We start from the raw sequence: 12734 nt of genomic DNA on the forward strand, positions 1-12734 counted from the left end.
GTGTTGGGCCGAACCGTAGTAAGTACATCCAAATCGTGGTGGGATTGTCGTGAACAAGGTGGTCGCCGGGCAGGCGATTGCGGGGAAGAGCACTGCGATGCAGAACGCCGTGACCGAGCTGATGCGCATCTCCCCGCTGGCGGACGAGCTCGCGAAGCTCTTCGCGAAGGCGGGGTACCGCCTGTACCTGGTCGGCGGCAGCGTCCGGGACATGATGCTCGGCAGGCTGTCGAGCGACCTCGACTTCACCACCGACGCCCGGCCGGACCAGGTGCTCAAGATCGTCAACGCCTGGGGCGACGCGGTGTGGGACGTCGGCATCGCCTTCGGCACGGTCGGCGTGACGAAGCAGGGCATGACCCTGGAGATCACCACGTTCCGCGCCGACAGCTACGACCGCGTCGGCCGCAATCCCGAGGTCACCTTCGGCGACAGCATCGAGGGAGATCTGCTTCGCCGCGACTTCACGGTCAACGCGATGGCCATCGACCTGGCGAACCAGACCTTCGTCGACCCGTACGACGGGCTCCAGGCGTTGCAGGACCGGGTGCTCGACACGCCCGCGACCCCGCAGGAGTCCTTCGCCGACGACCCGCTGCGCATGCTGCGGGCCGCGCGGTTCTCCGCGCAGCTCGGGTTCATCGCGGCGCCGCGGGTGATCGACGCGATGACGTCGATGGCCGAGGAGATCGACCGGATCACCGCCGAACGCGTCCAGACCGAGCTGTCGAAGCTGCTGCTGGCGGCCGACCCGAGGCCCGGTATCGAGCTGCTGGTCGACACCCGGCTCGCCGATCGCGTGCTGCCCGAGGTGCCCGGCATGCGGCTGGCGATCGACGAGCACCACCAGCACAAGGACGTCTACCAGCACTCGCTGACCGTGCTCGCGCAGGCGATCGACCTGGAGTCCTCGCACGAACCGACCTCGGAGCCGGATCTGATCCTGCGGCTCGCGGCGCTGCTGCACGACGTCGGCAAGCCCGCGACGCGCGAGTTCCAGCCCGGTGGCGGCGTGAGCTTCCACCACCACGAGGTCGTCGGCGCGAAGATGGCCCGCAAGCGTTTGCGTGCCCTGAAGTTCTCGAAGGAGATCGTCCAGGACGTCAGTCAGCTCGTGTTCCTGCACCTGCGGTTCCACGGGTACGGCAAGGGCGAGTGGACGGACTCGGCGGTGCGGCGCTACGTCACCGACGCCGGCGACCTGCTGCCCCGGCTGCACAAGCTGGTGCGCGCCGACTGCACCACGCGCAACCGCAAGAAGGCGGCCGCGTTGCAGGCGACCTACGACGACCTCGAGCGGCGGATCGAAGCGATCCAGGCGCAGGAGGACCTCGACCGGGTCCGGCCGGATCTCAACGGCGAGGAGATCATGCGGATCCTCGGGCTCAAGCCGGGGCCGGACGTCGGCAAGGCGTGGAAGCACCTGAAGGAACTGCGGCTCGACCGCGGTCCGCTGGAGCACGACGACGCGGTGGCCGAGTTGAAGAAGTGGGCCGCCGAAAACGGCATCGGCGGCTAGCGTTCGCCCGTTTCGTCACGGATTCCGGCGTCATCAGCTGAGATAAACCCCGATGGTCTCTGGATCCATACGGCGTAACCGGAGATACTCCTGCCGGTGCTCCGGGCAGGGGGAAATTCCATGGCGAAGCGGCCGTCCAGTTTTCTGGTGACGCTGCTGCGTCGTGGCGCGCCCGCGCTGGCCACCGCGACGAGCGAGCTGTCCGACGAGGTCGGCGATCCGACGCCGATGCGGGCGCTCCGCCGGATCCAGCAGATGAACGGCCCCGTCGACACGGCCTACCGCGACAACCTGCTGCTCAGGGCCGCCCGCTACGTCGCCCTCATCCCCCTGGTCTACCGGCTCTTCGCGGTGCCGGGCACCTTCGGCGTCTACGTCTCCACGCACGGCATGGTCGGGATCGGTCCGGTCGGGCTGGTGGCTCTCGGCTCGGTCGCGCTCTCGCTGTACGGGATCCGGTGGATGCTGCGTTCGGCGCCGTTCCGGCCGCAGCACGCCGTCCGGTTGCTGGCGATCGATCTAGCGTTCACGCTGCTCGCGCCGCTGGCCGTCGGCGCGCTCGTGCCGGCTTCGGTGTTCACCGAGGCGATGGCGGTGCCGGGCAAACATCTGCTCGGCGAGGTCGCGTTGCTGGCGCTGGCGCTGGGGATGCCCGCCGCCGCGGCGCTGGCCGTCGTCAGCTTCCCGGTGCGGATGCTCGCGTCCCTGTTCGGCACCGGTCACGCCGCGCCCGGCGACGCGATGGCCGGCTTCCCGTCGATGCTCGGCGTCCTCTTCACCGCGAGCGGCGCCCTCGTCCTGATCGGGCTCGGCACACGGCTCGCGCTCGCGTACGGCATCCGCAACGGCCGGATCGCCGAACGCGCCCGCCAGCACCGGATGCTGCACGACTCCGTGTTGCAGACCTTGGAAGCGATCGCGCTGGCCAACAAGGGCGACCCGGCCGCGCGGCTCGCCGAGGTGCAGCGCCTGGCGCGGGCACAGTCGATGGAGCTGCGGCGGACGATCGAGAACGAGGCTTCGGAACGGTCGGAGGCCGGGTCGCGGCCGCTGGGCGAGAAGCTCGCGTCGCTGGCGGCGGAGATGGCGCGCGACGGGCTGCGCGCCCAGCTCGTGATCGCCGAGCTCGACGACGACACACTCTCGGAGGTCCGGCAGATCGCCATCCGCGACGCCGTCCGCGAGTCCCTGCGCAACACGCTCAAGCACGCCGGGACCGACAAGGTCGTCGTGCGCGTCGAGGAGCAGGAAGGCGGCGTCGCGGTGATCACCCGCGATCACGGCGCCGGGTTCAGCCTCGACTCCCGGCCCGCCGGTTTCGGGATCAGCGAGTCCATCACCGCCCGGCTGAACGAGGTCGGCGGGACCGCCAGGGTGGAGTCGGCTCCGGGCAATGGCACCAGAGTCACCCTCTGGGTGCCGTTCTGACGGTAAACAGGAGAACATGAAGAAAACGGACGTCCTGGTCAAAGCGCTCACCGCGTACCGCGACGGTGACCAGGCCAAGGCAGCGGACCTCGCCGGGCGTGCCGGATCCACGCTCGGCATCGAACTTCACCGATACCTGACCGAAGGCGGGGGCGGAGACGTCTACGACCGGCCCGCCGCGTTCACCGCGTTCATCCGCGGCGGGGGGAACGTCAAGCTCTACCGGCAGCTCAGCGTCATGCTCGCCCGGCGCTACGGCAGCGTCGGTTCCCTGCTCGACCTCGGCTGCGGCGACGGGCTCGCCGTCGTCCCCGCCCTGGAGCAGGCGGACCGGCAGCCCGGCCGGATCGACCTCGTCGAGCCGTCGAGCGCGCTGCTCGCCGAGACGCGCAAGCACCTCGACGGCACCCACGGCCTCCACACCTGGGACAACACCGCGCAGGAATTCCTCGCCCGCGAAGACGACAGACAGTGGCAGCTGACGCAGTCGACCTTCGCGCTCCAGTCGATCCCGACCGCGGAGCGCACCGAGGTCCTGCGGGCGCTCCGGCCCCGGACCTCCTGCCTGGTGCTCGCCGAGTTCGACGTGCCCGAGTACGACGAAGACTCCGACGAGTACCTGTTCTCCCTGGTCACGCGCTACGAACGCGGGATCTCGGAGTACGGCAAGGAGGCGTCGCTGGTCGCGCAGGGGTTCCTGCTGCCGGTCCTGCTGGGCCTGGTCAAACCGGGGGCCGACCGGACGAACTGGGAACAGCCCGCCACCGATTGGGCCTCGCAGCTGAAGGAAGCAGGCTTCACCGGCATCCGGATCGAGCCGCTCGCGGACTACTGGTGGTCTCCCGCGGTGCTCATCACCGCTTCCTGAATCCCGCGTTCAGTCCTCTGGATGCGGTAGTTGCGCGTGCAAGGACCGCATCCAGAGGACTAAATGCGGCTCACTGGACGCGGGACAGCGCGCCGGATTCGAGATGCTGGGCGAGCGGCCGGGGCAGCACATAAGCCACGGCACCGCCCGGTGTCCCGTTCCACGGCGCGGTGATGCCGGTGACCACGCGCAGCGGCCGCAGGACGCGGTACAGGCGGCGCTCGCGTTCGCGCTCCGCGGCCAGCGACGTCTCGACGAACCGAGCCGTCTCCGCGTGCACGAGGTTGCCGGTCTCGTTCCCGAACCGCTGCACCGTGGTGCCCGCCGGCAGCACGATGATCCGCTTGCGGCGGAAGAAGTTCAGCGGCGGCTCGCCCCGCAGCGGCAGGATCGGCCAGTCGGCCGGGTTGTCGGCCTCCTCGCTCGCGCCCACGGCGGCCCGCGCCGGGTACAGCAGCAGGGTGCCGAGGAAGAACCGCGCCGCCTCTTCGAGTTTGGCGAACGCCACCGGCTCGTCCGAAGGCGGCCGCGAGACCTCCCAGCCGTTCTCGGCGCGGCGCAGGGTCCAGAGGCCCGGCTCCGGCACCGCGTTCGCGCCGATCCGGTAGGACGTCGGCGCGACGCCGTGCTCGGCGAGGCGCTGGTACAGGACTTCCAGCACCTCGGCGGCCCGGATGTCGCGGACCGGTTCGCCGTCGCGTTCGACGCGGGTGCGGACGCTCTCGTCCGGCAGGTCCGCGGCGGTCTGCGGCGGCCGCGGCTTGCCGACGATCTCCGCCTCGGCTGTCGCCCGCACCAGCTCGCCGACCAGCGGCGGCCGGAACCCGGCGGCCCGGATGTGCTCGACCAGCTCCGGCTCCGGCGGCACCCCGTATTTCCGCAGGTAGTGCGGGACGGCCGCGGGCCAGATCCAGACGCCGTCGGTGTGGAAGGCGTTCGGCACGTCCGGCGGGCCGTTCGGGGTGAAGATGTCGGGCTGCGGACCCGGCCGGGACACCGCCACCGGCGAGCGGAAGAGGTAGTCCAGCACGCCGCGCATCATGTCCGGCGGCACCGGCGGCCGGTTGACGACCGGGCGTTCGCCCTCGTTGTGCGCGTCGGCGACCTTCGCGTGCCGGAACGCGACGTCCAGCGGGAGACCGGCTTTGGCCGAGAGCCAGGCCGGGACGTGCTGCTTGTCGCGCGGGAAGATCGCGAGTTCGGTCGCGTACGCGCGCGGCGACGGCTTCCCGCCCTCGTTCGGCGCGAGCCGCCAGGTCGGTTCCTGTTCGGCGTCGAAGTCGAAGTCGAAGTGCGACTCCGAGTCCAGCGTGAAGGTGCCCTGGAACCAGGTGCCGGTCTCGGGCTGGTGCATCGCCGCGCGCAGCCGAGCGAACAGCGAGCCGAGCTCCGGCGGGGCCGCGAGGGACACCGACACCGGGCCGTTGCCCTCGTCGCCGACCGAGCGGACCTCCAGCTCGGAGTAGTCGCCGACCTGCCGGAACTGGGCGCCCACCCGCTGCCAGCCGGGCGGCAGCACCCGCAGCAGCGTCCGCCCGATGGCGCGCAGCAGCGGCGGCTGGTCGCCCGTGCCGATCTCGGGGCGGGCTTCCGGCGACTCGACGAAGTCGTGCCTGGTCTGCCACAACGCCGTCAGCCGCGAGGGCGCGGCCGTTGTCGAGAAGTCTGTGAGCCCCAGTTCGGCCGCGCGGGCCGCGTCCTCGCCCGCCCAGCGCAAGGTCAGGTCGCCGCCGCCGGTGTGCGGCGCGATCTGGAAGTGCTCGTCGTCGAACCGGCCGTACGACTGGAGGCTGAAGGTCACGCCGACCTCGCCGTTCAGCACGACGCGGGCGGGCCGCCCGTTCCAGTCGCGGTCGAAGCCCTCGGGCGCCGCTTCCCCCGGCGGCGCGATGAGCAGCAACGTGCCGTCCTCGGTCGACCGCTGGGCCGCGAAGACGGTGTCCCCCCAGACGGCGTACAGGCCATCCGGCCGCTCCGCCGCTTGAACCCGGTAACGCACTTTGTGTCCCCTCCCCAAGATCCCCAGACCGGAGGTCAATCTAGTGGGCCGGATAGCGGGCGTACCACCGGTCGTCACCCGGGGCGTTCCCGCCGAACTCCGCGAGCGCGTCGTCCGCCAGCTCTCCGATGACCTCGGTCAATTCCAGCTTCACGAGCCAGTCCGTGTCGAGCTCTTCCTCGCCGTACATGGCGCCCACGAGGTTCCCGCAGACCGATCCGGTCGAGTCGCTGTCACCGCTGTGGTTCACCGACGCGAGCAGCGCGACGTTCGGGTCCGCGGTGGCCAGTGCGACGTAGACCGACATGGAGAGCGCGGTTTCGCCGACGTTCCCCTGGCCGAGCGTTTCGAGCTTCTCCGGCGTCGGAGCCCCTTCGCGGGCCAGCGCGAGCGCCTGGTCCAGCGCGACGCTCTGCTCCTCGTGCCCCGGGTACTTCTCCAGTTCGGCACGGGCGATCGCGACCGCGTCGAGCAGCGGTTTCCCGGTCAGCAGCTCGTGCACGATCACCGCGAAAGCACCCGACGAGAGATACCCGCTCGGGTGACCGTGCGTCAGCGCCGCGCTCTCGGCGCCGAGCCGGAACACCTCGGCGAGATCGTCCGACCACAGCGCGACCGGCGCCGCGCGCATGACGCCGCCGCAGCCCTTCGAGTTGTTCACCGGCTTGTCCATGCCCGCGCGCACGCCGGTCTTGCCGTACGCCTCCAGCTCGCTGAAGCAGGTGAGGCCGGGCGCGCGACGGCTGAACAGCTCGCGGTTCGTGATCAGCCAGCCGTCCGGGTCCGTGCTCGTGTTCTCCGGGCCGCGCGCCCGCTCCCACGAGACGCCCTGGGTGTGCAGCCAGCGCTGGTAGGCCAGCTGCAGCGACTGCTCGACGGCGATAGCAAAGGTCCCTTGCTCCCGCCGGGCGGCGGCATGGGCTCTGATCAGGCCTTCCAGGGTGAACAGCGTCATCTGGGTGTCGTCGGTGATCCGCCCGACCCCGCCGTACGCGGGGATGAGGTCGGTGATCCCGGCGGGCCCGGCGATCTCCCGGATGCGGTCGATCGAGTCGAATTCGGTCTTCGCGCCGAGCGCGTCGCCGATCGCCCCGGCGTACAGGCTGCCGCGCAGCCGCGACCTGGTCGCCGGTCCCTGAAGCCACTCGCGCATTTCTCTACTGTTCTCCTCGTGGGTACCGTTTCGCGTCCCAGCGCCGCCGCTCCTCGGGTTCGCGGGGCAGACCGAACCGGTTGAAGTAGTAATAGGCGTCGCCCGCCATGGCGTCGACGACGCCGAGGTCGGCGTACGCCGCGAGCCAGGACTCCGGCAGGCCGGGCACGGTGACCCTGGCGCCGACCATCGCCCCGGTCAGCGCCGCGGTCACCGAGCCGCCGCGGGCGGCCAGTGTCAGCGCCGCCTCGGGGTCGTGGCCCCGTTTGGCGGCGGCGAACACCGCCCTGCCGAGCACCGAAAGCGGCGTGCGGCCGTCCCCGATGCTGTCGAACTGTTCGACGTCTTCGCCGTCGATGTCGTTCCGGAGACCGAGCACGGTCTCGACCAAGTCGCCGACCTCGCCGCTGTACCCGTCGAAGCCTTCGAGGAAGTTCGCCACCGCGGGTTCGCCGTTCCGGGCCGCCAGCTGCGCGCGGAACACGTTCACCAGCAGTTCGGCGCCGTGGACGACCTCGTGGCCTGCCGCGGAACCGACCAGTTCACGGACGACCTTCATCGCGTAGAAGGCGCTGTCGGCGGGACCCTGCGTCCCGCCGGTCACCGTCGCGGCGAGCGCCGTCGCGAACATGGCCGAGAACTCGGCGGGAGGCGGTCCGGCGGACGCGGTGGCTTTGGCGACCCAGCCGTCCGGCCGTCCGCCCGCGGGGAGCGACGCGGGGATCTCGGGTTTGTCCGGAGTCGCGTCCAGGCCGCGGATCACCGATTCGGTGTGGAACAGCAGCTGCCGGGTCAGCCCGCCCAGCGGCAGGCCGTCGGCGGGATCCGCGCCCGAGCCGAGCGCGTCCCCGAGCGCGAAGCCGATGTACGCGCCGAGAAGCCGCGGGTACGCGAAGCTGCCGACGGGGATCGTCGGGTCGTAGAACTTCCCGAACGTCCAGGCGGTCGGACGCGGCTCGCCGTCGTCGTAGAAGTGCGTCACGAGTCCGGCGGCGAAGAGGTCTTCGGGCAGTTCCGGCAGCGGGCGGCCGTCGTACTTCGCCCGCGAGCGCTCGAACGACAGCGTCGCGGCCCGCGTGTAGCGGGCGAGTTCGTCGGAGCTCAGGGGGTAGCCGTTGTCCCTGGCCTGGTCGACCAGGCTTCGCAGGTTCGCGACGGCGGCGCCGTCGTACTCACCGGTGAAGTACGCGGGACGACCGACGGACTCCGGGCGTTCGGTTCCCGCGGGAAGGTCGAGGTCGGCGACCTGCCGCAGCGTCTCCGGGTAGACGTTGAAGGTCTCCGGACGTCCCGGGTTGACCAGCAGGCCGACACCGGGGGTGTCCTTGGCCCGCCGCAGCAGCACCCGGGGCTGGATTCGCTGCCACACCGTGTACTCGGACGGGACCTGCGCCTCGGAGGTGTAGACGACGAACCGCAGGCCGGCGTCACCGAAGTCGCGGACCTGCAGGTGGCCGTCCTTCGCCGGGGCCAGGACATCCAGGTCCAGCATCCAGTGGACGAACTCCTCCGGCGTGATCCACTCGACGCGGAGGTAGCCGAGCAGTGTCTCGACCTCGCTTTCCGGCGCCGGGCGGCCGGAGAACCGCGGCCCCGGCCGGTGATCCGGGTTCGCGCGGACCGCGCCGGTCGGCTCGCCGTAGAGCGTGTACTGCTCCCAGCGCGCGATCGCCGCCTTCGGCACGGGCATCCCGGGGGCCACGGAAGGGTCGAACTCGGGGTCGACGACTTCCGCCCAGCGGGTGAACGCGTCGCTGTCGTCGCCGGCCGCCGAAACCGCCATCAGCTCCAGGTCGAGCCGGATCTCGCCGCCGTCGTCCGGGACGAACGCGACCGGGCTGGGGAACAGGCCCGCGCCGGGATCGGTCCCGTCGAGCCAGCCGACGGTGTTGTAGGTGACGTTCCAGCCGTCGGTCGCGCGCACGACGTACTCGCGGCGGACCCGCAGCGCGCCGGTCCCCTCCCCGCCCCTGTCCGTCAGCCACTCTTCGACGCGGCTGACGGCTTCCTCTTCGTTCATCGTCCCCATTCCAGTCACCAGCGCGGATACCGCCGGTCCCAGCCGTCGACCTCGTGCAGTGCCGAGTGGCGGTCGAAGTGCCAGAACGCGTCCGTGGCGATGTTCTCCACCAGGTAGCGCAGCTCCAGCTGATCGACCCACTTCTGCGGCAGACCGGGAATGCCGGTGCGGGCGCCGAGCAGGGCACCGGCGATGGCACCGGTGATCGCGCTGCGGCCCGAGTGGTTGACCGCCCGCAGCAGCGCCTGCTCCGGGTAGTTCTCGAATCCGGACAGCGCCGCGAACGCGCGGCCCAGCACCGAAAGCGTGCCCTTGCCGTCGCCGATCAGCTCCGGGACACGCAGATCCGGCAGGCCGTGCTTGCCGAAGAACGGCACCGATTCCGCGACCATCGCCTTGAGATCCGCCCAGACCGGCCCCCGCTGGTGCGGGTTCTGGTCGCTGAAGATCTCCCGGGAGATGTTCCAGACCGGGTAGCTGAACGCCTCCGACGTCAGCGCGGGCTCGAACAGCCAGGTCAGATAGGTCGCCGCCTCGACGTCGATCTCGCCGGGGTGGGTGACCGAGACGAGGTCGCGCACCGCCTGGCGGACGCCGCCGCTCATCGCGCTCCCCGGGCCCGCCGCGGTCATCGCCGCCGGCAGCGCCGCGACCAGCGCGTCCGGTCCGCTCATCGGCATCGCGGTCGGCGAGACCGTCGCCAGCGCGTGGTAGGCGTTGAGCTCGGCGTCGTCGGGAGTGCGGCGGACGCGGAGCTCCGGCACCTTCACCAGCCAGCCGTCGGCGTTGTCCAGCGGCGCGCCCTGGGTGTGCAGCCAGCGCATCAGCGAGTTGCGCGCGACGGTCCCGAGCGCCTGTTCGGCGTCGCGGTTCTCCGGCTGCTCGCGATGCGGGCTGCGGATCACGGCCTCGGTGTAGAACAGCAGCCGCTGGGTGAGCGGCCCGACCCGGCCGGGCAGGTCGAACGCGACCGGCAGGTCGGTGACCCCGTCCGGGCCGTAGGTGTCGTGGATCTCGCCGAGCCGCATCCGGTCGACGGCCGCTCCGAGAGCCTCGCCGAGCGCGAAGCCCACGAAGGCGCCCGTGACGCGCTGCCAGCCATAACGCGAGCTGGAGCGGTCTCGGTCGAAGTACTTGCCGAAGGTGTCCAGGCGCGGCTCGATCTGACCCTCGTTGTCGTAGCCCGGCGCCAGCCCGTTCGCCCGCAGGTCGTTCGGACGGCCGCGCGGCGGCTCCGGCCGCCTGAGCCGCGCCAGCCACGACTGGCCGAGGACGGTCTTCTGGCATTCCTCGACGGTCAGTTCGAAGCCGCGACGGCGAGCCCGTTCGGCGGCGGCGAGCGGGGCTTTCACCGGCTCGGGCAGGCCCATCTTCGCGGCGGTGTCGGCGGCGAGGGTCTCCAGCTCCGGGTCCGCTTCCGGGCAGCGTTCGTTGACGTCGACGGACGCGTCCCGGCGCGGGAACCGCTGGGCGGTCTCGGCGAGTTCGGCGCCGCTGACGTCCTCGAACGTCGCGGGCCCGCCGTTGATCACGAGGTTCGGCGGGCTCTCGTACCCGGCCAGGGTCGCGATGTCGACCTTCCAGTACCCGTGCTCGCGGGACGGGAGGTTCCTGGTCGAGCTGAACACCCTCAGCTCGGCGCGTTCCTCGTTGAAGTAGAACCGCTCGGTCTTGCCCGACGCCAGGTCCAGCGGGACGTAGACCTCGCAGCGCAGCAGCCCGATGAGCAGCTGTTCCCTGGTCAGCCAGCCGACGCTGGCGAACGACAGCAGCGTTTCGAGCTTGTTCTCCGGCTTCGGGTAGCCCCGGCGGACGGGGCCGGCCCGGTACTCGGGGTTCTCGCGCTCTTCCCCGGTCTGCACGCCTTCCGCGTTGACCTTGACCCAGCCCGCGACGACCGGCGGCGGGACCCCGAGGTCACCGAGCCCGGCCTTCGCGTATTCGGGATCGACGACCTCGCGCCACGCCTCCTGGCCGGGGAACGCGACCGGGACGCTGAGCCCGCCGGGCTGCGGATGCGCCTGGCGCAGTTCGCCGTCCGGTTCGCGGACGGTCACCGACGGCGGCGGGAAGATCTCCTTCTCGGCATGACCCTCGTCGAGGAAGGCGATCGTGTTGTAGGGGACCGACCAGCCCTCGGGGATTCGCAGGACCTTTTCGTGGTTCACGCGCAGGCCGGCGCCGCCCGGTTCGGACACGTCCGGACCGTGGACCGCGCGCAGCCACTCTTCGACCTTGGCTACCGCTTCCGCCGATTCCACCTACTCGATCCTCTCCAGGCTGCCGTCGGACACGTGCTCGGCGATGGTCCTCGGGAGCACGTAGGCCACCGCCCCGCCGGGCATGTTCGCCCAAGGGACGGTGACACCGATGATCACGTGGAGCGGGCGTCGCAGCCGGTAGGTCCCACCGACACGCTCCCGTTCCAGCGGCAGGGACGTCGTGGCGAACCGTACCCCTCCGTGGTGAACCAGATTGCCGGTTTCCTCGCCGAACCGCAGTACGACCGTACCGGCGACCATCCGGCTGACGCGCTTGTTGCGGAGCAAGGTGAGGGGAGGCTCACCCGGGGCGGCGCGCACCGGCCAGTCGGCGAGTTCCTTCGCGGTCTCCAGCGGTGTCTCGTGTCCGGCGGTCATCCGCGCCGGATGCAGCAGGACCGCGCCGAGGAGCTGATGAGCCGCGTCTTCGAGCTTCTCGAAGTACTTCGGCGACACCGGGGAGCTCTTGGCGTAGGCCGCGACCTCCCAGCCCTTCTCGGTGAAGTTGAGGCACCAGGCGCCGTCCGCGCGGTCCCCGATGCGATACGCCTCCGGCCAGACGGCGTGCTCGCCGAGCCTGCTGACCAATACGACCAGGAGTTCTTCGTCGGTCAACGACGGGTTCGGCGACGTCTCCAGCTCCGCGGCGATGTCACCTTCGGTCTTCTTGACGTCGGAGCGGCCCGGTTTCGGTCTCGGCTTGCCGAGCAGATCCGCCTCCGCGGTCCGCCGCACGAGATGCTCGACGTACGGCGGCTGGAACCGCTGGCCCCGGATGTGCTCGACGAGCTCCGGCTCCGGCGGGATGCCGTACTTCCGCAGGTAGTGCGGGACGGACGCGTGCCAGATCCAGGTGCCGTCGGTGTGGTAACTCTCCGGGACGTCTCCGGCGGCGTCGGGCTCGAAGATGTCCTTGCCGAGACCGCTGCCGGACAGGATCGCCGGTTCGCGCTCCAGGTACTGCGCGACCAGCGGCGCTTCGGACTCGTCGAGCTCCGGTCTGTCCACCACCGGAGGCTCACCCTCGGTGTAGGCGTCGACGATCCGGGCGTGCCGGAACCCGACCCGCAACGGCAGCTGCGCGCGCAGCCGCCACCAGTCCGGGATGTGCTCGTCCTCGCGCGGGAACGCGGCCAGCTCGTCCGGGTACGCCGAAGCAGCCGGTGCCTCGGTCCACGCGGGCTCGTCGTCGAGGGTGAAGTCGAAGTCGAAGGTGCCGTCGGGTTTGAGCGTGAACCGCGACTGCAACCAGGTGCCCCGGCCGATGGCGTACATGCCGGTGCGCAGCTTGCCGAAGAGCTCGTTCAGCTCGGCGGCGGGCGTGACGTTGTGGCCTTCGAGTTCGGAGTGCCCCCCGGCCTGCCGGAAATCGGCGGCCGCGGCGTGGGCGGGGTCGGTGATCCCCGCCAGGATGAGCCTGCCGATCCGGACCAGCAGCCCGCGCTGTTGTTCGGAAGTGAGTTGTTCCACGTGAATCATCGCGCCC

General features: G+C 70.9%; 8 protein-coding genes. 3 read left to right on the forward strand and 5 right to left on the reverse strand.

Translation table 11 applies throughout. The features are described from left to right. The first annotated feature begins 97 nt into the window (after positions 1–97). From ACFWMR_RS00500 to ACFWMR_RS00510, 3 genes are all read left to right on the forward strand, one after another. On the forward strand, positions 98–1519 hold the full coding sequence (locus tag ACFWMR_RS00500) for a CCA tRNA nucleotidyltransferase (protein ID WP_378375824.1): 1422 nt from the start codon (positions 98–100) through the stop codon (positions 1517–1519). Positions 1520–1639: 120 nt separating this feature from the next. Further along, the gene (locus tag ACFWMR_RS00505) at positions 1640–2947 is read left to right on the forward strand and encodes a sensor histidine kinase (RefSeq protein WP_378375735.1); all 1308 of its coding nucleotides are present in this window, start codon (positions 1640–1642) and stop codon (positions 2945–2947) included. 16 nt (positions 2948–2963) lie between these two features. Further along, positions 2964–3815: a class I SAM-dependent methyltransferase gene (locus ACFWMR_RS00510; RefSeq protein WP_378375737.1), complete on the forward strand. Its 852-nt coding sequence runs from the start codon at positions 2964–2966 to the stop codon at positions 3813–3815. A gap of 70 nt (positions 3816–3885) precedes the next feature. On the opposite strand, the gene ACFWMR_RS00515 is transcribed toward ACFWMR_RS00510, so the two are convergent. Genes ACFWMR_RS00515 through ACFWMR_RS00535 form a run of 5 tightly spaced genes read right to left on the reverse strand, consistent with a single transcriptional unit; the run spans position 3886 to position 12718 of the window. Next, positions 3886–5814: a TNT domain-containing protein gene (locus ACFWMR_RS00515; protein ID WP_378273578.1), complete on the reverse strand. Its 1929-nt coding sequence runs from the start codon at positions 5812–5814 to the stop codon at positions 3886–3888. A gap of 40 nt (positions 5815–5854) precedes the next feature. Next, positions 5855–6967 (reverse strand): ADP-ribosylglycohydrolase family protein, encoded by a 1113-nt coding sequence (locus tag ACFWMR_RS00520; protein ID WP_378375739.1) that lies wholly within the window; start codon positions 6965–6967, stop codon positions 5855–5857. 4 nt (positions 6968–6971) lie between these two features. After that, positions 6972–8987, reverse strand: a complete 2016-nt coding sequence (locus ACFWMR_RS00525; RefSeq protein ID WP_378375740.1) for a YrhB domain-containing protein — start codon at positions 8985–8987, stop codon at positions 6972–6974. 14 nt (positions 8988–9001) lie between these two features. Beyond that, positions 9002–11248: an ADP-ribosylglycohydrolase family protein gene (locus ACFWMR_RS00530; RefSeq protein ID WP_378375742.1), complete on the reverse strand. Its 2247-nt coding sequence runs from the start codon at positions 11246–11248 to the stop codon at positions 9002–9004. Then, positions 11249–12718 carry a TNT domain-containing protein gene (locus ACFWMR_RS00535; protein WP_378375744.1) on the reverse strand — a complete coding sequence of 490 codons (1470 nt, stop codon included), beginning with the start codon at positions 12716–12718 and terminating at the stop codon, positions 11249–11251. Positions 12719–12734 lie beyond the last annotated feature (16 nt).

The organism is Amycolatopsis thailandensis, from assembly GCF_042723255.1.
GTDB lineage: Bacteria > Actinomycetota > Actinomycetes > Mycobacteriales > Pseudonocardiaceae > Amycolatopsis > Amycolatopsis thailandensis.